We start from the raw sequence: 24,292 nt of genomic DNA, 5'->3' as shown, positions 1-24,292 counted from the left end.
TGTCGCGCTAGGACGACGGCGCTTCGACCGGGGCCACGTGTTCGGGCCACAGTCGCAGCGCGACGAGGTAGCCGGCCACGGCGATGACCGACGATCCGATCAGACTGACATCGACACCGTGCGCGATGTCGGCAAGCGGCCCGGAGTACAGCGACGTGTCGACCGCGAGCAGGCCGAACAGCGATCCGGCTGCCCAGGGGATGACGGCGCGCAGGTTCCAGCCGCCGGTGAACCAGTACCGTCCACCCTTCCGGCCCAGGTTGAAGACCTGGAGATCGACGGCGTCGTACTGCCCGCGCCGCGCAACCAGGAATCCGGCGACGTTGATCGCGACCCACGGAGCGGCGAAACCGTTGAGCACCAACGTCATCGCGGTGATCGAATCGACGGCGTCGACGACGAAGACGCCGATGTAGAGCAAGGCCACCGCGAGCGCCGACGTGATCAGCGTCGTGTGGACGCGGCGCAAGCGGGGGATCAGCGCCTCCAGGTCGAGCCCGCTGGCGTAGACGTTGAGGACGCCCTGGCCGAGTCCGCCCGCGAGGGCGACGAGGACGATCGGCAGCACGTACCAGCCGGGAGCCTCCGCCACCAGGTCGGCGACGTAGGAGTCGCTCAGCGTGGTGAATGTCGACGCGGTGAACGAACCGAACGCCGCGGTCAGGAACAGTCCGAAGAAGATGCCGGCCATGGTGGCCGCGACGATCGAACGGTCGCTGAACCGCACCCGGGAGATCCGCCTGCTGTAGTCGCCGAGCGTCGGGGCGTAGGACAGCGGACCGCCGACGGCGAGGACCACGGCCAGAATCCAGGTGGGCCAGAATCCGCCGAGCAGATAGTCGCCGCTGCCCGCTCCGCCGTCGAAGTGGCCACCGAACGCGAAGACCCCCAGCAGGAGCAGGGCGGCGACGACGGGGAGCACGAACTTCTGGAGTGCGACCACCGTGCCGTGGCCGAACAGTGCGACGGCCACGATCTCGGCGGCGATGATGCCGTAGCCGAGGGCGAGCATGCCGTTGTCGACCGGTGTGCCGAACAGGCGGTGGGCGGCGGCGATCAGTGCGTCCCCCGACGTCCAGACCGCGATCGCCGCGTATGCGAGGGCGAAGAGGAGGGTGAGCCCCGAGCCGATCATCCGTCCGCTCACTCCGAAGTGCGCACCACTCGACACGGTGTTGTTCGTGCCGGTGCGCGGGCCCAGGAGTGACAGGGGAGCGATGAGGAGCGTGCCGAGCCCGATGCCGATCGCGCTGGCCGCCAGCGCGCTGCCGAAGCTGAGCCCGAATGTGATGGGGAGCCAGCCGAACACGATCACGGAGAACGCCAGATTGCCGCCGAAGAATACCGCGAGCATGTTGAGCGGTCGCGAGTCGCGTTCCGATTCGGGGATGTACTCCACGCCGATCGTCTCGACGTGTCCGAACCGGTCCTCCGGCGGGGAGGGGGCGGTGTCGTCGAGGGGCGTCGTCGGGTCGAGATTCGTGGACACTGCGGACCTCACATTCGGGGCGGAGGTGACCGGTATCACGTCCTGTTGGGTACCGAACATATTCCAAACTGAAAATTCAGTCAAGACTTGAGGGTGACGTGCGCCACCGTGGGCGGCGCGGAGTTTGCGCTGCTCCGGCGACCGGACTAGATATATGTGTGACCGTTCGTCTCATGTATCTACCTGCCATTGGAGTGCCTGTGTCTGCCGCCGCCATCGCCAGTCGTCTCGTGATCCGGTGGCAGCTGATCGGCTTCGTGCTCGTCGCCGTGATGGGGCTCGTCTACGTGGGTGCGAACTATGTGCGCCTCGACAACCTCCTCGGCTTCGGTGAATACACCGTGAACCTCGAACTGGAAACGTCGGGCGGCATCTTCACCAACGCCGAAGTCACCTACCGCGGCGTGCCGGTCGGACGGGTCGGGAACATGTCCCTCGCCGCGGACGGCGTCGTCGTCGAATTGAGGATCGACAAGAGCGCGCCCGACATTCCCGCGTCCACGAAAGCCGTTGTGGCGAACCGGTCGGCGATCGGTGAGCAGTACGTCGACCTGCAGCCGTCCGCCGATCGCGGACCGTTCCTGGTGGCCGGCTCCCGCATCGCCGCCCGCGACACGTCCACGCCGGTAGCCGTCGAGGAGTTGCTCGCCAGTACACAGGGATTGACCGAGTCCGTGCCGATCGATGCGCTCCACACAGTCGTGACGGAACTCGGCGCGGCATTCGACGGAAAGGGCGAAGACCTTCAGTCGCTGGCGGACTCGCTGTCCGGGCTCTCGACGTCGGGCGCCGAATCACTCGACCGTACCGTGGCGCTGGTGCGCGACAGCCGGACAGTTCTGGGCACGCAGTCCGAACAGTCCTCGGCGATCAAGGATTTCAGTGCCGACCTCGACTCGCTCGCGGATCGCCTGCGTAGCAGCGATCCCGACGTCCGGCGGCTGATCGACAATGGAAATCCGGCGAGTGGGCATCTGGGGCAACTGGTCTCGGACGTCGGCCCCGGCGTCACGACGAACCTCGCCAACCTGTCCGCCACGGCGAAGGTGATCTCGGTGCAGGCGGCGGCCCTGCGGACCCTGTTCGTGTACCTGCCGGGCGTGGCGGCGGCGTCGTCGACGATCGCGCCCGACGACGGAACCGTTCACCTGGGCCTGGTGGCCGAGACGAACGATCCGCCGTCGTGCACCGTCGGGTACGAGGGAACCCAGGAGATCCTCCAGGAGATGAAGCGGCAGGATCCGAACTTCGACGACACGCAGCAGGACTTCCCGCAGAACACCGCCGCCACCTGTGCGGCCCCGCAGGGCAGTGTCACCGGCGTCCGCAGCGCGAACCGGATCGTGTTCGGCGACCCCGCCACCGTTCAGCCGTGGGACTCCACACCCAAGAAGGACCCGAACAAGCTGGACCTCAAACCGATTGCGAATCAGCTCGCCCCGCTGCTCGGAGTCAGCTTCAACTGACGCGAGTCGTGGGACTCGGCGCCCGGACCCTCCCGGGTGCCGAGTTGACAACTGCGCGCCGATCCTGCAATCTTCGAAACAGGTCACGAGTACCAGCGTCAAGCCCCGGCTAGCTGGTCGGCAACCCTCCACCGCGGCGGGGTGCTCCGGGTGACGACCAGGCTGAGGTCCATACCGGACCCGGCAAGCGCGGACTCCGAGAGGGCACCGACCCTGCGACGAGTCCCTGACTACGAGGGATGTCGTGATGACTGCTGTATTGACCGCTGACGTGTGTGTTGCCCCCCTGGCTCAGGTTTCGGGTTCCGACCTGCGGGTTCCGCTCGTTCATGGCGGTGACTGCACCTACGTGAACTTCGACTACGCGGCCAGTGCGCCGGCGTTGGCGCAGGTGACGGACCGTATCGGGGCCCTGCTTCCGACGTACTCCAGCGTGCACCGCGGCGCCGGCTACGCCTCGCGGGTGTCGACCGAGTGCTACGAGAAGGCCCGCGACTCGGTGGCCCGGTTCGTCGGAGCGTGCGACGACCAGGTGGTGGTGTTCACCCGCAACACCACCGACTCGCTGAACCTGCTCGCCGGGTGCGTTCCGGGCAGCACTGTCGTCCTCGACATCGAGCACCACGCGAACCTGCTGCCGTGGAAGGACTCTCGCGTCGTGCGGGCGGCGGATACCCTCGACGAGACCGTCCGGCTGCTCGTCGCCGAACTGTGCTCCAAGCCCACCGCCCTGCTCGCGGTGACGGGTGCCTCCAACGTCACCGGTGAGGTGCTGCCGATCGCCGCCCTCGCCGAAGTGGCGCATCGTTGCGGCGCACGGATTCTCGTCGACGCCGCGCAGCTCGCACCGCACCGCCGCATCGACGTCGAGGAGTGGGGTGTCGACTACCTCGCCTTCTCCGGGCACAAGCTGTACGCGCCGTTCGGTGCCGGCGTGCTCGTGGGCCGCCGGGACTGGCTCGACGCCGCCGAGCCCTACCTCGCGGGCGGCGGCGCGGTCCGGAACGTGACCGTCGAATCCACCCAGTGGGCGCCCGCCCCCGCCCGGCACGAGGCGGGGACCCCCAACGTGCTCGGCGCCGCGGCCCTCGCCGCCGCGTGCGATGCGCTGTCCGAACTGGACTTCGGCACGGTGGCCGAACACGAGGCGGCACTCACCGGCAGGCTCCTCGACGGCCTCTGCTCCGTCGACGGCCTGGAGTTCCTGCGGCTGTGGTCGGACGCCCCCGACACCGTGGGGATCGTGACGTTCACGATCGACGGTTTCGAGCCGGGGGAGATCGCCGCCTACCTGTCCGCCGAACACGGAATCGGAGTTCGCGACGGACGCTTCTGCGCCCACCCGCTGCTGGGCCGCCTCGGTAGGCCCGACGGCGCCGTGCGGGTGAGCGTCGGTCTCGGAAGCTGCTCCGACGACGTGGATCGGCTGGTCGACGCCGTGCGCACCCTGGTGGCGGGACGCCGGAACTGGGCCTACGCCAAGGAGAGCGGCCAGTGGAATCCGGTGCCCGAGACCCGCTTTTCGCGAGACGCGCTAGTATGACGGCATGGCATCGCAGGCTGGGAGCACAATGATTGCTCACTGGTGCCGTCGGCACGTCGATCTGTGCCGAACCGCCTCGGGTATGTGTTCGAGCTGACCGGTCTTCCCGTTCCGTTTCACTCACACGCACACGTCATTCCCGAGGAACCCTTATGTCTCGAGACAATGCCTTCGTTTCCCGTCCCCTCCGTGTCGCCGTCGAACTGACCGGATCGGGACACCACCCGGCCGCGGAGGGCGCCGCAGGCACGCGGCCGATCAACGGCGCCGACTACTGGGTGGACCTGACCGCCGACTCGACGGATCAGCTCGACCTCACGTCGTACCCGCCGAACGTCGTCCGGATCCGGGCCGCCGATCTGCGTGAGGCGCAGCAGGAGCGCGCACGGATCCGTGCCGAGATCGTCGCCGACGGCCGCGACCCCGACAGCGTCACCGTCCTGGTGGACCTCGAGGTGCTCATCGCCGCAGAAGCCCGCGCCGCGCGCAAGGAGCTGGCCCTCCTCGACAGTGCGCTGGACGCACCACGCGCACCGGTGTCGTTGCAGTACATCGGAACTCCGGCCGGCCTCGCCGGGCTCATCGCCGACATCCAGGCGGCCGGCGTCGCCGACGGCGTGACCCTGCTCCCGCTGTCGCTGCCCAGGGTTCTCGAGCAGCTCGTCGACGGCACCCTCCCGTGGCTGGAGCAGCGCGGTCTCGTCACGTCCGCCGAAGCCGTGGACGAAGCGCTGCGTCGCTTCGACCTCCCCCGCGTCGAACGGGTGCTGGCGTCCTGACCAGGTCAGTTGCCGTTGTTCGCTGACCCCAGCGGAGTGGGCCGGTAGTACCGGCCCTCGTGATACAGCAGGGGGGCCGACGCGGAATCGTCGTCGGCCTCGGCGTGGACGCGGGTGACGAGGCCGATGACGAGCGTGTGGTCGCCGACCGGAATCAGCTGGTCCACGACGACCCGCATCCAGCTGGGAGTTCCGTGGAGCACCGGTTCGCCGGTGTCGAGCCGCGCCCACAGCGACTCGTCGGAGAACCGCTGGTCGGCGCTCCGCGAGAACCGCTGAGCCAGGTGCTGCTGGTGCTCCCCGAGCAGGTGGATCACCAGCGAGCCCGCCGAATGGAGCGCGTCGATGCTCGACGACGTGTTCGCGATGTTGAACGACACCAGCGGCGGGGCCAGCGAGACGGACGAAAACGAGGAAGCGGTGAAGCCGACCGGGCCCGACCCCGAGTCGAGGGTCACGATGGTGACGCCCGCCGGGTGACGACGCAGCGCTGCGCGGTAATCCTCCGCACAGATTCCGGGTGCGAGCTCGGGGTGGCGGGGGAGGTCCGAACCATCGACGGTATCGGCGTTCTCGGCTCTGTCGGACAAATCATTCTCCGGGTCGGCCCGTGTGGGCACTGTGTCACTCGTTCACGAGATCTGACGTCAACTATAAGGGCGGGAACCGCCCGGTATTCAGTCGACGTCGATCGCCAGGCCCGCGGTGATCCGGACCAACTCCGAGAACGACGTGCGGAAGACGGTGTCCGGGTGACCGGCGGCCGCCCACAGTTCCGGGTACTCCGAGAGGGCGTTGTCGACGTAGGTCGGAAGGTTCGTGGGATGGCCGAGCGGGGCGATACCGCCGATCGGCTGCCCCGTCGCGATCCGCACCATGTCGAGGGGCGCCTGGGTCAAATTTCCCTGCAGTCGTTTGCCGGTGTTCGCCAGGTCCACCTCGTGCGCCCCCGATACGAGGAGCAGGATCGGGTCGTCGTCGAGGAGGAACACCAGCGACTTGGTGATGGCGCCGACATCGACCCCCAGGGACTCCGCCGCCTCGGCCGCGGTGTGGGTGGAGTCGGGCTGGGTCACGATCACCCCATGGTGCCCTCGCGCGATCAGAGTCTCGGCGACATGCGCGGCGTGGGGGTGCAGGGGCGTCGGCATGAACCAAGAGTAGGTCCATTCCCCTGGAACGACATCAAGAAGCGTCTTCCGACACGACATCGGAACGGGGCGTAGTCGATTCCAGCTTCCGGAGGCGCCGGACGGTGAACCCGAACAGCAGTCCCAGCCCGACCGCGGAGTACAGCGCGAGGGCGAGCGCGGGCTGTCCCAGCCCCACGGCGTCGAAGTACACGATGCTGCGGATTCCCTCGGTACCCGCGCCGGGAGTGATCCACCGCCCGATGGCCGCGTAGAACGTGGGGATGACGTTCGAACCGAATGCCCCGCCTGCGCTGGGGTTGCCCAGGATGACGAAGACCGCGATCGCTAGCGGAACCGCGAGGATGCCGACCGAGGCGCGCAGGCCGAGCGTGAACACGGCCGTGCCGAAGACGACACCGGCCCCGAGGAGCCACAGCGGGAACCAGTGGCCCGCGAACGTGCCGAGCACGTGCGTCGTGATCAGGGCGCCGAGCGCGCCGGAGAGCAGGGCATAGCCGAACAGGACGGCCGTGTGCGCCGACGCCTGGCGCAGCGTCCGCGGGGCGCCGATGAACAGGCCGATCGCGGCCGCGAGCAGGTAGCCGCCGACCACCCACCCGACCGCCAGATAGAAACCGGACAGCCCGCGGTTGTCGTGTGCGCCGACGGGAATCTCGTCGCGAACCGTGAACTCGCGACCCTGACTGTTCTCCACCTGGGTGAGGACCGATTCGAGCGCGCTGGAGATGGAACTGCCACCCGCGCTCGCCGTGATCAGGGTGTCGGGGCCGACGGGATTCACAACGAACGCGCCCTGGATCTCACGGTCGTGGAGGAGGCGGCGGGCTTCCGCGGTGTCCGAGACGACGCGTGCGCGGAGCGGGTTGCCGTCGATCGCGTCGAGCCGGTCGGCGACCTGCTGGTCCGTCCCGGCGGGCAGTCCCGCCGCGGCCACGACCCCGACCTCGATGTCGCGGGGCGTGGGCTGATGGAACGCGGCCACATAACTGAGGATGAAGCCGAGTTGGAGAAGGAGAACGCCGAAGACCAGCGCGGCCATCACCTTGGGCGCGCCGTACTTCGACACCGGACTGTCGTGGTGCACGGGAGCCGGGGTGGTGGTTTCGCTGGCGGTGGTGGTCATCGGACGTCCTCGATCCTTGTCGATACCGTGGGTATTGAATACCCTAGGTATCGTGGCTGAAGAACGTCAACGGGACAGTCGTCACACCGAATGGGCGCCGACGACGCGTCCCGGTCGCGACGTCGTGCGACAGCGCCTCCTCGACGCGGCGGCGGAGGAATTCGCGGAACGCGGATTCAGTGCGGCCCGGCTCGCCGAGGTCGCTCGCCGGGCCGGGTTCACCAAGGGCGCGGTCTATTCGAACTTCGAGTCGAAGCAGGACCTGTTCGCGGAACTCTTCGCGGCACGCTCACTCGAACTGGCGGGACGGGTGCTCGCCGAGATCGCCGGCATGAATCCCACGGACGCCGCGGGCAAGGGCGGTGAGGCCGTCGCGTCGTGGATGGTGCGCGAGCCGGGGTGGTCGCTGCTGGTACTCGAATTCGGCGTGCTCGCCGCCCGCGACCCGCAGATCGCGCAGGCCTACCTGCGGGAGCGGCGGCAACTGCGGGGACGGCTCGTCGAATTGATCGGCGAGCGCGCGCGGGAGTGGGGAGTCGACGACACGTTCGACGTCCGCACCACGGCCATCTCGCTGATGGCCCTCATCTCCGGCCTCGTGCTCGAACACTCCGTCGACCCGGAGGAAGTGGACCAGCCGACGATGGGCGCCGCGGTCACCGCGTTGTTCGCCGGTGCGGTCGCCCGGGCCGGGCTCGTCTGAACAGCCCGGGCCGGGCTCGTCTGAACAGCCCGGGCCGGGCTGGTGTGATTTCAGGCGGTCTGTGCGACGACCCCGTCGAGGAAGCCGTCGATGTGCGCCCATGTGGAGTCCTTGGCCTTCGGGCCCGCGACGAGTCCCAGGTGGCTGCCCGGCGCGGACTCGAACCGCACCGACGGTGACCCGGTGAGCACGTCCGTCGCCGCCCGGACCGACGGGATCGGGGCGATGACGTCCTCGGTGCCGCCGATCGCGAGGACCGGCACCGTCAGATCGGCCAGCGTGATCGCGCCGTTCCGGGTCTCGAAGCTTCCCGCGGTGAGTGCGTTCCCGAGGATCAGCTGCGTGCAGACCTGGCGGAAGAAGCGTGCGGGGTATCCCGGCATGTCGGCCATGAACCGGTCGATGGACTCCATGCGGGCCAGGGTCTCGGTGTCGTGCAGGTTCCGCGCGATGAACCACGGCTTGGTGAGCTCGCGCTGGAGTGCGGTGAAACGGTAGCTGGCCTGGACCAGCGGCGCGGGCAGTCCGCCCATCGCGCCCGTGGCGGTGGTGAGGGGGCGGTCGCCGGTGAACCGGCCGACGGCCCGCAGCGGCGCGATCATGGTCACCGACTCGTAGTCGATCGGCGTGCCGATCGCCGTCACCGAACCGATCGGCAGATCGCTTCGGCCCGCGGCTGTGAGCAGCGACATCGTTCCGCCGAGGCTCCAGCCGATCAGATCGACGGGTGCGCCGTCGTGGAGCCGGGACACCCGGTCGACGGCAGCCGGGATGAAGTCGTCGACCCAGTCCTCGAACCCCAGGCCGCGGTCGGCGTAGCCCATCGTTCCGTAGTCGACGAGATATGTGGCCTTGCCCGACCCGACCAGGTGTGCGGCCAGGCTCTGGCCCGGCCGGAGGTCGAAGCACTGTGCGGGCGCGGCGAGTGGCGGCACGAGCAGGATGGGCCGGTCGTCGTCGGTCTCGGAACCGTCGAACCGGTACAGGTCCTGATGGGGTGCCTCGTGGATGCGCGTCGACGGGGTGCGCTGGACGGGCGCGATGCCGCCGCCGAAGGACAGTCGCCAGGCGTTGCGGGTCAGCGTGTTCAGCGTCGGGTTCCAGGCGATGTCGAGCACGGATTTCCTCTCGTGGCGGCGCAGATCCTTCAGGTATCTGTGACGTCAACATACAGGTAATACTGCGATGGTCCGTCAGCGGGAGGAGAGCAGAACCCGCAGCACGGTCGCCGGCCGCAGCAGCGCGCCCGGCCGGTCCAGAAGATGCGTCACCCGGAGGAACGCCGCCCCGACGGCCGGATCGACGGACGCCGCCCGATCGAGCCGGGCCGCGTACGCATTGACCGACCGGACCCGCGCCGACCGTCGTCCCGGCACGGCCGGGATCCGGAGGTCGTTGTCGACGGTGAGATTCCACGCCGCATCGATACACCGGTTCGCCCGCCGCAGAAACCGGCGAGCGAGATGCGCCCGCCCCGACCGCAGGCAGTCCCGCAAGATCTGCGCCTCCACCGCGGCGACGCTCATCCCCTGACCGTAGATGGGATTGAACGAGCAGATGGCGTCCGCGAACGGCAGATAATTCGACGGCAGATCGTCCGCCGAATAGTGCCGTCGGACGGTCGTCGGGATCCGGTAGCGCACGCCGTCGTCCACCGGCACGGCGGTGAGCAAGGCGTCGTACATATCCGGGGCCGGGAACGACTCCACGAAGTCGAGGAACCCGTCCGGATCCAGCGGCGGCACGTCGTCGCCGTACCCGGCCAGCGTGACGATCCACGTGCCGTTCTCCTGCACGCCCATGAAACCGCTGCGCGGACTCGACGGTCCCGGCGCCATCCCGATGCCGGAATCGCCGTCCAGGTGCGGCGGATCGAGCCGGAAGTGCCTCGTCGCGTAGCTGACGCCCACGGCCACCTGCGACTCGGACGGCGGCGAAAACCCCAGCGCGCCGAGCCGGGCGACACTCTGCGAACTGCGGCCCGACGAGTCCACGACGAGATCGGCCCCGACGACCTCCGGCGGAACCCCGCCCCGGTGCTGCACGGTCACGCCGGTCACTTCTCCGCCGTCCAGGGCGAGGCCTGTGACGTCGGAACGGTCCAGGATCCGCACGTTCGGCAGGGCCCGGACCCGCCGGCGCACCTGCCACTCGACCAGCGGCCTGCTCGCGAGAATGCCGGGAACCCCGCTGGTCCCGCGGGCCATCCGATGCCCGTCGACGATCCACCGGATGTCGCCGAGCGCGTCGCCCGCAGTGGCGCCGAGCGCCAGGAGTTCGGGCACCAGGCCCGGCAGGAGGTCTTCCATCGCAGCCTGCCCGCCGGCGAGGAGGGCGTGCACGTGCCGGGCCTGCGGCACACACCGGCGCGCCGTGGCCTCGTCGGGCAGGACGTCGCGGTCGAGGACGACGACGTTGCGGAACGTGCTGCCGAGCGCCGCCGCGGCCAGCAGACCGCCCATTCCGGCGCCGACGACTACGGCGTCGCCATCCGGGGTCGTCCGGTGCGTCATCGCGGCTGTCCGTTCGCAAGACGGTGCAGAGACCTCCAGGGTATTTCGCCGGACACCGGCGAGCGGAGGTTACTCTCGAGTAATGACCGAACAGAAGACCTGGAATGCGTTCACCGTCGAGCGCAAGGATCACGTCGCGCAGGTGACGCTCATCGGGCCCGGTAAGGGCAACGCGATGGGGCCGGATTTCTGGAGCGAGCTCCCCGAGATCTTCGGTGAACTCGACTCCGATCCCGACGTGCGGGCCGTGGTGATCGCCGGCTCGGGCAAGAACTTCTCCTTCGGCCTCGACCTGCCCGCGATGAGCGGCAGCTTCGGTTCCGTCCTCGCGGACAAGGCGCAGGCAGGCCCGCGCACCGCGTTCCACGACATGATCAAGCGGATGCAGTCCGGCATCAACGCGGTCGCCGACTGCCGCAAGCCGGTGGTCGCGGCAATCCAGGGCTGGTGCATCGGCGGCGGCGTCGACCTCATCTCCGCGTGCGACATCCGGTACGCCAGCGCGGACGCCCAGTTCAGCATCCGTGAGGTGAAGGTCGCGATCGTCGCCGACATGGGCAGCTTCGCCCGGCTGCCCGCCATCATCGGCGACGGCCATCTGCGGGAACTCGCACTCACCGGCAAGGACATCGGCGCGGGTCATGCGGAGAAGATCGGCCTCGTCAACGGTGTCTACGCGGACGCCGACGCCGTCCTCGCGGCCGCGCACGCCACCGCAGGCGAGATCGCGGCGAACCCGCCGCTCGTCGTGCACGGCATCAAGGACGTCCTCGACCACTCCCGGGCGGCCGCCGTCGACGACAGCCTGCGCTATGTCGCCGCGTGGAACGCCGCGTTCCTGCCGTCACAGGACCTGACCGAGGCGATCACCGCCGTCTTCGAGAAGCGCACCCCCGACTTCAAGGGCGAGTAATCAGTCCGCACCGTCGGCGGTGGACGCTTATCCGCAGGTAAAGCCCAGTCCATCAGTTGCCCGAGTCCTCGCTGCGCTCGCATACTTGCCGACTACAAGTAAACGACCAGCGCAGCGAGGACACAGTGTCGAATTCGGTCGAAACGCCGGTGGCCTACACCCACCGGCAGATCCTGGCTGTACTCAGCGGGTTGATGCTCGGCATGTTCCTCGCCGCGCTCGATCAGACGATCGTGGCGACGGCGATCCGCACCATCGCCGACGACCTCGACGGCTACTCGCTGCAGGCGTGGGCCACCACCGCCTACCTCGTCACCGCCACCCTGGCGACGCCGCTCTACGGCAAACTGTCCGACATCTACGGCCGCAAACCGTTCTTCATGTTCGCCATCACGGTGTTCGTGATCGGCTCGGTCCTGTGCACGTTCTCGACGTCGATGTACATGCTCGCGGCCTTCCGCGCGGTGCAGGGACTCGGCGCCGGCGGTCTGTTCTCGTTGGCGCTCACCATCATCGGCGACATCGTCTCCCCGCGTGAGCGTGCCAAGTACCAGGGCTACTTCCTGGCCGTGTTCGGCACGTCCAGCGTGCTCGGGCCGGTCCTCGGCGGACTGTTCGCCGGACAGGACGCGATCCTCGGAATCGACGGCTGGCGTTGGGTTTTCCTGGTCAACGTGCCCGTCGGGCTGGTCGCGCTCACCGTCGTCTCCCGGGTGCTGCACCTCCCGCGACGATCGGGCGGAAGCCGGCGGATCGACTGGTGGGGCGCGATCGCCCTCGCGGTGGGGGTCGTGCCGTTGCTCATCGTCGCCGAACAGGGGCATACCTGGGGATGGGACAACTCGAAGTCGTTGGTGTGCTATGTGATCGGCGTCCTCGGCGTGCTGGCGTTCGTGCTCGTGGAACTCGCGATGAAAGACGACGCACTCATCCCGATGCGCTTCTTCCGCAACAGCACTTTCGCGCTCGGCGTCGTCATCAGCCTCGTCGTGGGCGCCGTCATGTTCGGCGGCATCAGCCTCCTGCCCCAGTACCTGCAGGTGGTGAAAGGCTCGAGCCCCACCCTCGCCGGATTCCAGATCCTGCCGATGGTCCTCGGCCTCATGGCGGGTTCGGTGGTGAGCGGCCAGATGATTTCGCGGACCGGGCGTTACCGGTACTTCCCGATCCTGGGGACCGCCCTCATCGCGGTCGGCGCGTTCCTGCTGCACACGCTGGCAGCGGACACCCCGATGCCCGTCGTGATGGCGTTCATGCTGATCCTGGGACTCGGTCTCGGAAACCTGATGCAGCCGCTCACCCTCGCCATTCAGAACGCCCTGCCGCCGCAGGACATGGGAGTGTCGACCGGAGCGGCCACCTTCTTCCGGCAGATCGGCGGCACCGCAGGCGTCGCGATCTTCCTGTCGATCCTCTTCTCCCGCCTCACCCCGGCCATCGGCGAGCGGGTGACGGCCGCAGCGGGCACGTCCGACTTCCGGCGGGCCGTGGTCGCCGCCGCGCAGAGCAACGACCCCGCCGAGGCCGCCATGGGTCAGGGAATGCTCAGCCCCGACCACGCAGGCGTCAGCGGCGTCCTCACGGACAGTTCGGTGATCGGAAGGCTCGACGACGTGCTCGCCCTGCCCTTCCGAGAAGGATTCGCCGACGCCATCGGATCCGTCTTCCTCACCGTGTCGATGCTCGCCGTCGTCGCATTCGTCCTCACCGTGCTGTGGAAGGAAGTGCCCCTCCGCAGCGAGTCCGGACTCCAGGCCGCGGCACGGGGCGACGCGGGGGAGTGAGACGGCAACGGCGCCCAGCCCACCCGATGACCGGGGAACTGGACGCCGTCGCCGCGAACGTCGGGAGGGCTCAGTGCCCGCCGTTGTCCTTCAGACGCTTGATCGACGCCTCGACCTCCGCCTTCGCCTTGGCGAGCCCGACCCAGTCAGCGCCCTCGACGTGCTTGCCCGGCTCGAGGTCCTTGTAGTGGACGAAGAAGTGCTTGATGGCGTCCAGTTCGAACTGCGGGACGTCGCCGATGTCCTGGATGTGGTCCCAGCGCGGGTCGCCGGCAGGCACACACAGCACCTTGTCGTCGCCGCCGGCCTCGTCGACCATCTTGAACATGCCCACGGGGCGTGCCTCGACGATGACGCCGGGGAACACCGACTCGGGGAGCAGGACCAGCGCGTCCAGCGGGTCGCCGTCCTCGCCGAGGGTGTTCTCGATGAAGCCGTAGTCGGCCGGGTAGCCGAACGCGGTGTACAGGTAGCGGTCCAGTTTCACGCGACCGGTCACGTGGTCGACCTCGTACTTGTTTCGCTGACCCTTGGGGATCTCGATGGTGACGTCGAACTCCACGCCGATTCCTCGCTGTCGTGTCGATGATGATTCGGGGAGAGGATATCGGGTCGAGGATAAGGTTGGTTGTCTGACCACCCACGAATCACAGTGAAGACGGAGGCGCGTTGCCGGGCCAGGGAAAGAAGAAGATGGGCTCGTTGGCGGGACGCCACCGTCGGAACATGCGAATTCTGTTCGCGTCGGTCGTCGTCGTTGTGCTCGCGATGGCCGCCGTGCTGGTGGTCGCGGTGAGCGCGCACAACGCGTCGGCGGGGCGCGGCGAACTGACGATCGTCCCCGAACCGGCTCCGATCATCGCGGCCCCGCAGGTCACGCCGGTCCCGGACGACGCGCCGATGCCGAGCGCGCAGGGGATTGCCGCCGCGGTCGGTCCGGCCGCCGCCAACCCCGACCTCGGCAAGTTCAGCGGATCGGTCGCCGACGCCGTCACCGGTCAGGTGCTGTGGAGCGTCAACCCGCAGACCCCGATGACGCCTGCGTCCACCACGAAGGTCCTCACCGCCGGATCCGCGCTGCTGTCGCTGCCGTCCGATCACCGCGTCACGACGACGGTGGTGCAGGGGGCGGCTCCCGGGGAGATCGTCCTCATCGCCGGTGGTGATCCCACTCTCACCGCGAAGCCGGTCGGGGAGAACGGCTACTACCCGGGTGCGGCGCACATCTCGCAACTGGTCGATCAGATCCGCAATGCGGGCATCCAGGTGACGCGCATCGTGGTCGACACGAGCATCTATTCGGGCGACACCATGGCGCAGGGATGGTTCCCGACCGATGTCGGCGCCGGATTCATCACCCCCACCGAGCCGATCATGATCGACGGCGGACGCGCCGACCCGCTCGTGGACGAGTCGCCGCGCAGTTCGACGCCCGCGCTCGACGCCGGGCGGACGCTGGCCGGTGCGCTCGGTGTCGACCCCTCGGCGGTCGCGTCGGGGGTCGCGGCACCCGGCGCCGCTACTGTCGCGAGTGTGCAGTCCGCGCCGCTGCGCGACCGGTTGCGGCAGATGATGGAACACTCGGACAATGTGCTTGCCGAAGCGATCGGGCGGGAGGTTGCCATGAATGCCGGCGCAGAAGCATCGTTCGCGGGCGCCGTCGCGACCATCGGCCAGACCCTGACCGGCGCCGGATTCGATCTGACGGGGCTCACCTTGCACGACGCGAGCGGGCTGTCTGTCGACGACCTCATCGCACCGCACACGCTCGACCAGGTCCTGACGGCCGCCGCCGGGGAGGGGAATCCCGCCCTGCGGCCGATGCTCGACTACCTGCCGGTGGCAGGCGCCACGGGCAGCCTGTCGGACCGGTACGCGTCGGGCAACCGCACCGGCGCCGGATGGGTGCGGGCGAAGACCGGCACCCTGTCCACGGCCAGCGCCCTCGCCGGCTACGTGGTGGACCAGAACGGGCGCGTCCTCACGTTCGCGCTGATGTCCAACGACCGCCCGCCGGAGGTCAGCCGTCCCGCACTCGACGCACTGGCGGCCGCGCTCCGCACGTGCGGGTGCCAGTGATGGCCGCCGAAGGAAACGCCTTCAGCGGTGCCGTCGACTGGAAACTCGCAGCCAGGACGGGGGTGAGGCTGGCGCGCAGCGGGCCAGCCACGTCGCGATACACGGCCGAGACCGTGGTCGCGGAACTGGCCGACGCGTCGATGCGTGCGGAACTGCCCGTGCGGGAAGTCACCGGACTCGCCGACGGACTGCCGGTGCCCACCGCCCAGATCCTCGACCGGGCGGGGTGGATCCACGCAGCCGCGCATTCGATGTCGCAACTCACCGGCGGCGACGCCGCCCCCGGCATGCTGCTCGGCAAGCCGGCGGGCATTCAGGCCGGGGCGATGCTCGCCTACCTGTCCTCGGCGATCCTCGGCCAGTACGACCCGTTCACCGGCGACAACGGAACCCTGCTGCTCGTCGCGCCCAACGTGGTGGCCGTCGAGCGCACACTGCGGGTGCAGCCCAGCGACTTCCGGCTCTGGGTGTGCCTGCACGAGGTGACGCACCGGGTGCAGTTCTCGTCGTCACCGTGGCTCACCGGGTACATGCAGGAATCGGTGGAGACCCTCGGATCGGCCGAGGACGAGTCGATCACCGACATCGTCGGCCGGTTGTCCTCCGCGCTGCGCGACCGCGGGCGCACGGAGCCCGACGAGTCGGGTGCACCGGGCGGCATCGTCGGACTCCTGCGCGCGACCCAGGCCGAGCCGCAGCGTGACGCACTCGACCGCCTGCTGGTGCTCGGAACCCTCCTCGAGGGACACGCGGACCACGTGATGGACGCGGTCGGTCCCGCGGTCGTGCCGTCGGTGGCCGCCATCCGCGCGGCCTTCGACAGCAGGCGCCGCCGCAAGAGCAACCCGGTGCAGCGCCTCATCCGGGCGCTGCTCGGGATGGACGCGAAGATGGCGCAGTACGTGCGCGGCAAGGCATTCGTCGACGCCGTCGTGGACAAGGTCGGGATGGACCGGTTCAACGTCGTGTGGACCGGACCCGACACGTTGCCCCGCCTCGCGGAGATCGACGCGCCGGACGCCTGGGTGTCCCGGGTGCTGGGCTGATTCGCGAAGGGCTGAGCCGGTGACAGTGCTTCCCGAGGAGCCGGCGATCCTGGAGGTTCGTCACGCCGTGCGGCGCTGGATCGCGGCGCACGCCCCGGACGCCGACGTCGCGGTCGCGCTGTCGGGTGGTGCCGATTCGCTGGCCCTGACGGCGGCCGCCGCCGCCGAGGCGCATTCGGTTACTGCCCTCGTCGTCGATCACCGGTTGCAGCCGGGGTCGGCCGACGTCGCGGACGAGGCGGCAGCGCGCGCCCGGGACCTCGGCTGTGTGGCCGCCGACGTGCTTCCCGTCGACGTGACCGGATCCGGCGGGCTGGAGGCGGCCGCCCGGCAGGCCCGCTACCGGGCCCTCGACTCGGCGCGCGGAACCCGCCCGGTGCTGCTGGGACACACCCTCGACGATCAGGCCGAAACGGTGTTGCTGGGCCTGTCTCGCGGTTCGGGCGGTCGATCCATCTGGGGGATGAGCCCCTACGACAGTCCGTGGGGCAGGCCGCTGCTGGACGTGCGACGCGCGGTGACCCGGCAGACCTGCGCGGAACTAGGCCTCAGCCCGCACGAGGATCCGCACAACGCCTCACCCGACTTCGTCCGGGTGCGGCTGCGCACCGAGGTGCTGCCGCTGCTGGAGGACGTCCTCGGCGGCGGCGTCGCCCGGGCCCTCGCCCGCACCGGGGAACACCTGCGCGAGGAGGGGGCCGTCCTCGACGCGGTGGCCGCCGACGCCGAAGCGAAAGTCGTGGTGGACGGGGAGATCGACGCGGCGCTCCTCGCCCTGTCGGCGCCGCCCGTCCGCAGGCGGGTCCTGCGCAGCTGGCTGCTCGCGGCCGGTGCACGCGGTCTCGGAGACACCCAGTTGCGGGCCGTGGACGACCTCGTCGCCCGATGGCGGGGGCAGGGACAGGTGGCGGTCGGGGGCGGAACACCGGACGCGAGGTTGGTGGTCCGACGGCGACGTGGCAGGCTGAACGTCGGATTGGACGACCGACGAAGGGTTTGATCGCGTGTACGAAGGCGACATCGCATCGGTACTGATCTCCGAGGACGAGATCCGTCGACGTACCGTCGAACTGGCCGAGGAGATCGCCAAGCGCTACCCGGAGGGCGCCCCGGAAGGGGATCTGCTCCTGGTGGGTGTCCTCAAGGGCGCCATCTTCTTCATGACCGACTTCGCGCGGGCCCTACCCATCCCCACCCAGATGGAGTTCATGGCCGTCAGCTCCTACGGGTCGTCCACGTCGTCCTCGGGTGTCGTGCGCATCCTCAAGGACCTCGACAAGGACATCGCCGGCCGCCACGTGCTGATCGTCGAGGACATCATCGACTCCGGTCTCACACTGTCCTGGCTGATGCGCAACCTCTCGACGCGGAACCCGGCGTCGCTCGAGGTCGTCACGTTGCTGCGCAAGCCCGACGCCATCAAGGTCGACATCAACGTCGCGAACGTCGGCTTCGACATTCCCAACGAGTTCGTCGTCGGCTACGGCCTCGACTACGCCGAGCGGTACCGCGACCTGCCGTACATCGGAACGCTCGAGCCCTCCGTCTACGGCGGCTGAACCCCGCCCGTCAGCGGGCGGTTTCGTGGGACACGGCGAGTTCCAGGGCCCGCAGATCCTGCTCCAGCTGCCGGAACAGCCAGTACACGCCGACGAACGCGAAGATGCCGCCGACGCAAAGAATGCGGACGGCGATGATCACCAGCGTGATCTCGTCGGGCGACAGGAACGTCACCCCGGCCACACCGGCCAGCGGAACCGACGCGGCCACCGCGAGATACAGCGTGCTGCGGCGGTCGAGGCCCCGCAGTTTGTGTGCGTCGGCGCTGCTCGCGATGTCCTGCGGTAGCAGGGTCGGGTAGATGCAGCGCACCGCGAAGAACGCCACCACGAAGAACGGGTACGCCACCGACACGGCACCGCACACGATCAGCGACGCGATGAAGTGCACGTACGCGCCCGGCGGCACGTTCCCCGCCGCGAGTTGCAGGGAAATCGGATAGGCGATTCCCGCGATCACCCACAACCCGAACACGACGAGCACCACGCGGTCGCCGAGCAGCAACGTGTCGGTGCGCGCACGGGCCAGAGTCTGGCGGTCGTACGTCCGGCCCTTGCGCAGACCCCGCGGAACCAGCAGCGGGTAGCGGCACCAGTAGAGCAGCATGATCGCGCCCAACGGGAACGCGATCGAGTTGATCACCAACTGGATCCCCTCGAACGACTGCTGCGCCTCCGGCGTCAGATTGCTGATGATCAGCATCTTGTTGTGGTGATAGTTGTACGCACCCGCGAGGGCGTTCGGCACCGCGATACCGAAAACCAGAATCGGGAGGGCGAACCGACGCAACCGCATGCGCCAACTGTTCGGCGGCGGATCGACGAGATCACGGGCCCGCGGGTTCAGGCACAGGTCGAACTGCTGGGCCAGTTCGGCGCCCGTCGACCACCGGTCCTCCGGCTTCGGCGCCAGACACGTCAGCAGTACCCGGCGCAGCGACGGCGGGCAGTCGGCGGGCAACTGGTCCAGAAACTCCGGGTCGACGTCCCGGCTGCGGCTGTCCAGCATCGCCTCGAGCGCGGCGAGCGACTCGCTCGACACGTCCTCGTCCTGGAACGGGCGCCGCCCGCACATCAGCTCCCACAGCATCACCCCGAGCGCGAAAATATCGCTGCGGGTGTCGAGGTCCGCCGCCGTTCCCGGCATTCCGCGGTGACACGCCTCCAGTTGCTCGGGGGACATGTAGGCCAGGGACCCGCCGAAGTAGGCGAGCGGTGACGCCCCGGTGACGGAGTCGCTGAAACTGATGTTGAAATCGGCGAGCTTGGGCACACCCTCCGCCGTCAGCAGGATGTTGGCGGGTTTGATGTCGCGGTGCAGGACGCCCCGTTTACCGGCGTAGTCGAGGGCCTCGGCCAGTCGCCGTCCCAGCCACGCGATCGTCTCGGGCCAGGTGAGCGACGCGATCTCGTCCCGCACACTCGAGTCGGTGGGCCTGAGCTCGCCCTTCTCCCGCATCTCCTCGTCGACGACGTCGAGCAGCAGGCTGCCGGTCCGCTCCTGCTCGGGCGTGACGCGCACCCGCCGCAGAACCCGCAGCAGGGTGCCACCCGGCAGGTACTGCATGTAGAGCAGGCGCAGTTCGCGGTCCGCGAGCAGCCGCTGGTCGAACACGCGGACGATGTAGTCGTGATCGAGCTTCGCGAGGGTCTGCGGCTCGTTCCCCTTGTCGTGGGAGATCTTCACCGCCACGAGACGCTGCATCGACCGCTGACGTGCGAGGAACACGCGGCCGAACGCGCCGCTGCCCAAACTCATCAGCAGATCGAAGTCGTCGACCTGCTGCCCGACCTCCACGTCGTCGAGCGCCGCATTGCCCGGCGGCATGGTGATGAGCGTGTCCGGCTGCCGGGCGGTCACGGTCGGACCGGCCTCCGCGGTCTGTTCCGCGGCAGCGGTTTGTTCGGCCGCGGCGGTCTGCTCGGCGAGTGCGGTCTGCTCGGCGGTTATCGTCCGTGCGGACCGGGTTTGCTCAGCCGTCACCGTCGGCGGGCCGGCCGCGACCGTCGCTTCGCTGCTCTCGTGTTCGGAGTTCGTGACTCCGACGGTCCGTTCGGCAGAGTCCGATCCAGCGGCCGATCCGTCTCTGCCCGACCCGTTTCCTCTGGTCATTGCACATCGAGGGTTCTACTGGGCGGGTTCTCTGGGCACATCGAGGTTGTCTGGAGCGGTGTGAAGAGTCCCATCCAGGGACAAGCGAATGGTAACCCCGCAGACCTGCCGTATCCAGCGCGAATACTCGAAATTGCTGCTGCGCTGCACCATATACTCAGGTGATGGGGGACTCCCCGTTCACCTCAGCCGTCGTCGTCGCCGAGCAGGTCCGCTCGGGCGTCTCGCGCCCGATGGAGCAGGTCGAGGCCGCGCTCGCGGCCATCGCGGAGCGTGAACCGAAGATCCAGGCGTTCGCCGCCGTCCTCGGCGACCAGGCCCGAGCCGAAGCGCTCGCCCTGTCCCGCCGACCGGATCTGGCCACCCTTCCACTGGCCGGAGTGCCCGTCGCGATCAAGGACGTCATCCCCGTGGCCGGGTGGCCTATGCGCGAGGGATCGGGCGCGACCAGCGCCGAACCGAAGGCCGCCGACCATCCGGTCGTGGCGCGACTGCGTGCGGCGGGAGCGGTCGTCGTGGGCCTGACGACTCTTCCCGAACTGGCGGTGTGGGGAACCACCGACGCGCCCGGGCACATCACCCGCAACCCGTGGAATCCGTCGCGGACCTGCGGCGGCTCGTCCGGGGGAGCCGCCGCCGCCGTCGCCGCGGGAATGGTGCCGCTGGCACACGGGACCGACGGTCTGGGTTCGATCCGCATCCCCTCGGCCAACTGCGGAGTGTTCGGCATCAAACCGGGCAGGGGAGTCGTGCCGTCCGAACTCGGCGCCACCTCGTGGTTCGGCATGGCCGAGAACGGGCCCATCGCCACGACCGTCGACGACGCCGCCCTCATGCTGTCCGTGATCGCCGACCGTCCCGAACTCGCGCGGATCGGGCCGTCGGAGCCGCTGCGGATCGCGGTGGCGTCGGGGTCGCCGACGTTCCTGGCGACGGTCGATCCGCAGTGGCGGGACGCGGCCGTGCGCGCGGGGACGGAACTGACCGGCTCGGGCCACGACGTGGAGCCCGCGACGTTGCCGTACCCAATCAACCTGATTCCGGTTCTCGCCCGCTGGACGGCGGGAACGGCCGCCGACGCGAAGGGCCTCGACCGCAGGCGACTGCAGCCGCGGACCCGCAGGCACGTCGCGCTGGGCCGCGCACTCGGCCGGTTCGTCCGCCCGGAGCAGGTGAACAGGCTCGAGGACTCGCTGCGCGCCTTCTTCGAGAACTACGACGTCGTGATCACCCCGGCGCTCGCACAGCCGCCGCTCGCGGCGACGACGTGGAGCGAGCGGTCCTGGTTGTCGAACATCGTGGCCAACGTGCGGTACGCCCCGCTCAGCGCGCTGTGGAATCTCGTCGGCTGGCCGGCGGCCAGTGTCCCCGTCGGCACGCACTCGCATTCGGGCACCCCGCTGGCCGTGCAGATCGCGGCGCCGCCCGGTGGCGAGGCCAGGATCCTGGCCCTGGCCGCGCACATCGAGCGGGTCGGCGGCGGCTGGCCGAGGGTCGCGCCCACGCGGTGAACTCGCGCACATCCGGACCCGGATCGAGGCGGAGGGAACCGATGGGCCGCCGCGTGCGTTGAACGAAATAGCGACCGCTCGCGACAGCGGTTGGCTGCTACCTGGAGTCGCCGGGGTGCCTTCGCGGTAACCTGGTTTGTCCGGTTGGCAGCCGGAAGGCGCACCCGGAAGACCCGCACTCTCGAAAGGACCGGCCATCTCGGCCGACCTGTATGAACCGTAAGACTGTGTTTCGAAACCTGGCGATAGTTGCCGGCATCCTGCTGGTGATCTACGCCTTCAGCTACTTCGGCAACGACACGCGCGGATTCAAGGGTGTCGACACCTCCGTGGCGATCGCGCAACTCGACGCGAACAACGTCGACAAGGCGCAGATCGACGACCGGGAGCAGCAGGTGCGCCTGTGGCTGAAGGACGGCAACGACGCCACCGACGGCAAGACCGAGATCCTTGCCAAGTACCCGGCGTCGGCGTCCGAGCAGATCTTCAACGAGATCTCCGACAAGGGGCTGCAGAGCTACAACACCACGGTCACGCAGGAGAGCTGGCTCACGTCGATCCTGCTGTTCGTGCTGCCGATGGTGATCCTGCTCGGCATCTTCTTCTTCGTGATGAGCCGCATGCAGGGCGGCGGTCGCGGCGGCGTAATGGGCTTCGGCAAATCCAAGGCCAAGCAGCTCAACAAGGACATGCCGAAGACCACGTTCGCCGACGTCGCGGGTGCGGACGAGGCGGTCGAAGAGCTGTACGAGATCAAGGACTTCCTGCAGAATCCGGCGCGCTACCAGGCATTGGGCGCGAAGATTCCCAAGGGCGTCCTGCTATACGGTCCGCCCGGAACCGGTAAGACTCTGCTCGCCCGCGCGGTAGCAGGCGAGGCCGGTGTCCCCTTCTTCACGATCTCCGGTTCGGACTTCGTCGAGATGTTCGTCGGTGTCGGTGCGTCCCGTGTGCGCGACATGTTCGACCAGGCCAAGCAGAACAGCCCCTGCATCATCTTCGTCGACGAGATCGACGCCGTCGGACGTCAGCGTGGCGCCGGTCTCGGTGGCGGTCACGACGAGCGTGAGCAGACCCTCAACCAGTTGCTCGTCGAGATGGACGGTTTCGGTGACCGCACCGGCGTCATCCTGATCGCCGCCACCAACCGCCCCGACATCCTGGACCCGGCGCTGCTGCGCCCGGGCCGCTTCGACCGGCAGATCCCGGTCGGCGCCCCCGACCTCGCCGGCCGACGCGCCATCCTGAAGGTTCACTCGCAGGGCAAGCCGATCGATCAGCACGCCGACCTCGAGGGCCTGGCCAAGCGCACCGTCGGAATGTCGGGCGCGGATCTGGCCAACGTCATCAACGAGGCCGCGCTGCTCACCGCCCGCGAGAACGGCACCGTCATCACGGAGGCCTCGCTCGAGGAGTCCGTCGACCGGGTCGTCGGCGGCCCCCGCCGCAAGAGCCGCATCATCAGCGAGCACGAGAAGAAGATCACCGCGTACCACGAGGGCGGGCACACGCTCGCCGCGTGGGCGATGCCCGACATCGAGCCGGTCTACAAGGTCACCATCCTGGCCCGTGGCCGCACCGGTGGTCACGCGATGACGGTGCCCGAGGACGACAAGGGCCTGATGACGCGGTCCGAGATGATTGCCCGCCTGGTCATGGCGATGGGTGGCCGCGCCGCCGAGGAACTCGTGTTCCACGAGCCCACCACCGGCGCATCCTCCGACATCGACATGGCGACGAAGATCGCCCGGTCGATGGTCACCGAGTACGGCATGAGCGCCAGGCTGGGTGCGGTGCGGTACGGCCAGGAGGGCGGCGACCCGTTCCTGGGCCGGTCGATGGGGCAGCAGTCCGACTACTCCCACGAGGTCGCGCGCGAGATCGACGAAGAGGTCCGCAACCTCATCGAGGCGGCGCACACCGAGGCGTGGGCGATCCTCAACGAGTACCGCGACGTGCTGGACATCCTGGCGACCGAACTGCTCGAGCGCGAGACCCTCACCCGCAAGGATCTCGAGAAGATCTTCCACAGCGTCGAGAAGCGCCCCCGGATCACGGCGTTCAACGACTTCGGCCACCGGACCCCGTCCGACAAGCCGCCGGTCAAGACGCCGCGGGAACTCGCGACCGAGCGTGGCGAGCCGTGGCCCCAGCAGGCCGAACCGGTGTTCGCGCAGCAGCAGTCGCAGTCGGCCCCGCCTCAGCAGCAGTACCCGCAGCCGTCGCCGGCCAACGGCTACTCGCAGCCCGCTCCGGCCAGGCCGCAGGGCGGCATGACGCAGCAGCCGCGTCCCGACTACGGCGCCCCCGCCGGATGGTCGGCTCCGGGCTGGCCGCCGCGCGATCCGGGCAACCAGAATCCGGAGGGGCAGTACCCCGGAAACCAGGGCCCGGGCACCAACCAGGGTCCGGGGAACCAGTGGAATCCGCCGCACGAGCAGCGGGGCACCGGGGACGACGACGCGCAGACGAGGGCCTGGAAAGGACCGGACGGATCGAACTGATCCGCCCGACACT

Annotated in this window: 21 protein-coding genes and 1 riboswitch; of the genes, 13 read left to right on the top strand and 8 right to left on the bottom strand. The window is 68.9% G+C overall.

Translation table 11 applies throughout. From position 1 onward, the window contains the following. Positions 1 to 7 precede the first annotated feature (7 nt). Positions 8 to 1,489, bottom strand: coding sequence for a cytosine permease (locus CA951_RS27235; RefSeq protein WP_087559826.1), 1,482 nt, complete (start codon positions 1,487 to 1,489; stop codon positions 8 to 10). A 200-nt stretch (positions 1,490 to 1,689) separates the two neighbouring features. On the opposite strand from CA951_RS27235, the gene CA951_RS27230 reads away from it, so the two are divergent. From CA951_RS27230 to CA951_RS27220, 4 genes are all read left to right on the top strand, one after another. Further along, entirely contained in the window at positions 1,690 to 2,955 is a 1,266-nt protein-coding gene (locus tag CA951_RS27230) for an MCE family protein (RefSeq protein WP_373414404.1), read from the top strand. 81 nt (positions 2,956 to 3,036) lie between these two features. Then, positions 3,037 to 3,151: riboswitch (SAM riboswitch) on the top strand. A gap of 51 nt (positions 3,152 to 3,202) precedes the next feature. After that, positions 3,203 to 4,498, top strand: a complete 1,296-nt coding sequence (locus CA951_RS27225) for an aminotransferase class V-fold PLP-dependent enzyme (RefSeq protein WP_087559786.1) — start codon at positions 3,203 to 3,205, stop codon at positions 4,496 to 4,498. 4 nt (positions 4,499 to 4,502) lie between these two features. Next, entirely contained in the window at positions 4,503 to 4,595 is a 93-nt protein-coding gene (locus CA951_RS45205; protein WP_368680942.1) for a putative leader peptide, read from the top strand. A gap of 55 nt (positions 4,596 to 4,650) precedes the next feature. Then, the gene (locus CA951_RS27220; protein WP_087559785.1) at positions 4,651 to 5,277 is read left to right on the top strand and encodes a hypothetical protein; all 627 of its coding nucleotides are present in this window, start codon (positions 4,651 to 4,653) and stop codon (positions 5,275 to 5,277) included. A 5-nt stretch (positions 5,278 to 5,282) separates the two neighbouring features. Here CA951_RS27220 and dszD read toward each other — a convergent pair whose 3' ends face one another. From dszD to CA951_RS27205, 3 genes are all read right to left on the bottom strand, one after another. Continuing rightward, positions 5,283 to 5,867: an NADH:FMN oxidoreductase DszD gene (gene dszD, locus CA951_RS27215; protein WP_087559824.1), complete on the bottom strand. Its 585-nt coding sequence runs from the start codon at positions 5,865 to 5,867 to the stop codon at positions 5,283 to 5,285. Positions 5,868 to 5,954: 87 nt separating this feature from the next. Then, a complete protein-coding gene (locus tag CA951_RS27210; RefSeq protein ID WP_087559784.1) occupies positions 5,955 to 6,428 on the bottom strand; it encodes a YbaK/EbsC family protein in 474 nt (157 codons plus the stop codon). A gap of 34 nt (positions 6,429 to 6,462) precedes the next feature. Then, positions 6,463 to 7,554 carry a hypothetical protein gene (locus CA951_RS27205; RefSeq protein WP_087559783.1) on the bottom strand — a complete coding sequence of 364 codons (1,092 nt, stop codon included), beginning with the start codon at positions 7,552 to 7,554 and terminating at the stop codon, positions 6,463 to 6,465. A gap of 124 nt (positions 7,555 to 7,678) precedes the next feature. Here CA951_RS27205 and CA951_RS27200 point away from each other — a divergent pair, with 124 nt between their 5' ends. Next, the gene (locus CA951_RS27200; RefSeq protein WP_087559823.1) at positions 7,679 to 8,257 is read left to right on the top strand and encodes a TetR/AcrR family transcriptional regulator; all 579 of its coding nucleotides are present in this window, start codon (positions 7,679 to 7,681) and stop codon (positions 8,255 to 8,257) included. 50 nt (positions 8,258 to 8,307) lie between these two features. Here CA951_RS27200 and CA951_RS27195 read toward each other — a convergent pair whose 3' ends face one another. Both CA951_RS27195 and CA951_RS27190 read right to left on the bottom strand, forming a co-directional pair. Then, positions 8,308 to 9,375 carry an alpha/beta fold hydrolase gene (locus tag CA951_RS27195; RefSeq protein ID WP_087559782.1) on the bottom strand — a complete coding sequence of 356 codons (1,068 nt, stop codon included), beginning with the start codon at positions 9,373 to 9,375 and terminating at the stop codon, positions 8,308 to 8,310. Positions 9,376 to 9,450: 75 nt separating this feature from the next. After that, positions 9,451 to 10,770, bottom strand: coding sequence for a monooxygenase (locus CA951_RS27190; protein WP_087559781.1), 1,320 nt, complete (start codon positions 10,768 to 10,770; stop codon positions 9,451 to 9,453). Positions 10,771 to 10,852: 82 nt separating this feature from the next. Here CA951_RS27190 and CA951_RS27185 point away from each other — a divergent pair, with 82 nt between their 5' ends. Further along, positions 10,853 to 11,683, top strand: a complete 831-nt coding sequence (locus CA951_RS27185; RefSeq protein WP_087559780.1) for a crotonase/enoyl-CoA hydratase family protein — start codon at positions 10,853 to 10,855, stop codon at positions 11,681 to 11,683. A 125-nt stretch (positions 11,684 to 11,808) separates the two neighbouring features. Next, positions 11,809 to 13,467, top strand: coding sequence for an MDR family MFS transporter (locus CA951_RS27180; RefSeq protein WP_087559779.1), 1,659 nt, complete (start codon positions 11,809 to 11,811; stop codon positions 13,465 to 13,467). Between the two features lie 70 nt (positions 13,468 to 13,537). On the opposite strand, the gene CA951_RS27175 is transcribed toward CA951_RS27180, so the two are convergent. Next, the gene (locus CA951_RS27175; RefSeq protein ID WP_087559778.1) at positions 13,538 to 14,029 is read right to left on the bottom strand and encodes an inorganic diphosphatase; all 492 of its coding nucleotides are present in this window, start codon (positions 14,027 to 14,029) and stop codon (positions 13,538 to 13,540) included. 131 nt (positions 14,030 to 14,160) lie between these two features. On the opposite strand from CA951_RS27175, the gene dacB reads away from it, so the two are divergent. The 4 genes from dacB to hpt are packed head-to-tail and all read left to right on the top strand — an operon-like array spanning position 14,161 to position 18,151. After that, positions 14,161 to 15,546, top strand: a complete 1,386-nt coding sequence (dacB, locus tag CA951_RS27170; RefSeq protein WP_087559777.1) for a D-alanyl-D-alanine carboxypeptidase/D-alanyl-D-alanine-endopeptidase — start codon at positions 14,161 to 14,163, stop codon at positions 15,544 to 15,546. Beyond that, positions 15,546 to 16,592: a zinc-dependent metalloprotease gene (locus tag CA951_RS27165; protein ID WP_087559776.1), complete on the top strand. Its 1,047-nt coding sequence runs from the start codon at positions 15,546 to 15,548 to the stop codon at positions 16,590 to 16,592. The genes dacB and CA951_RS27165 overlap by 1 nt, the downstream gene beginning before the upstream one ends. 19 nt (positions 16,593 to 16,611) lie before the next feature. Beyond that, positions 16,612 to 17,592, top strand: a complete 981-nt coding sequence (gene tilS / locus CA951_RS27160; protein ID WP_087559775.1) for a tRNA lysidine(34) synthetase TilS — start codon at positions 16,612 to 16,614, stop codon at positions 17,590 to 17,592. A gap of 4 nt (positions 17,593 to 17,596) precedes the next feature. After that, positions 17,597 to 18,151, top strand: coding sequence for a hypoxanthine phosphoribosyltransferase (hpt, locus tag CA951_RS27155; RefSeq protein ID WP_072947351.1), 555 nt, complete (start codon positions 17,597 to 17,599; stop codon positions 18,149 to 18,151). Between the two features lie 10 nt (positions 18,152 to 18,161). Here hpt and CA951_RS27150 read toward each other — a convergent pair whose 3' ends face one another. Next, positions 18,162 to 20,264, bottom strand: a complete 2,103-nt coding sequence (locus tag CA951_RS27150) for a serine/threonine-protein kinase (RefSeq protein WP_087559774.1) — start codon at positions 20,262 to 20,264, stop codon at positions 18,162 to 18,164. 164 nt (positions 20,265 to 20,428) lie between these two features. Here CA951_RS27150 and CA951_RS27145 point away from each other — a divergent pair, with 164 nt between their 5' ends. Together CA951_RS27145 and ftsH are read left to right on the top strand one after the other, a co-directional pair. Then, on the top strand, positions 20,429 to 21,775 hold the full coding sequence (locus tag CA951_RS27145) for an amidase (RefSeq protein ID WP_087559773.1): 1,347 nt from the start codon (positions 20,429 to 20,431) through the stop codon (positions 21,773 to 21,775). A 212-nt stretch (positions 21,776 to 21,987) separates the two neighbouring features. Continuing rightward, a complete protein-coding gene (gene ftsH / locus CA951_RS27140; protein ID WP_087559772.1) occupies positions 21,988 to 24,279 on the top strand; it encodes an ATP-dependent zinc metalloprotease FtsH in 2,292 nt (763 codons plus the stop codon). Positions 24,280 to 24,292: the final 13 nt, after the last annotated feature.

This window comes from Rhodococcus sp. NCIMB 12038 (assembly GCF_002165735.1).
In the GTDB taxonomy this organism is placed as follows: Bacteria; Actinomycetota; Actinomycetes; order Mycobacteriales; family Mycobacteriaceae; genus Rhodococcus_F.
The sequence above is the reverse complement of the archived record's forward strand: the minus strand, read 5'-3'. Positions and strand labels throughout refer to the sequence as shown.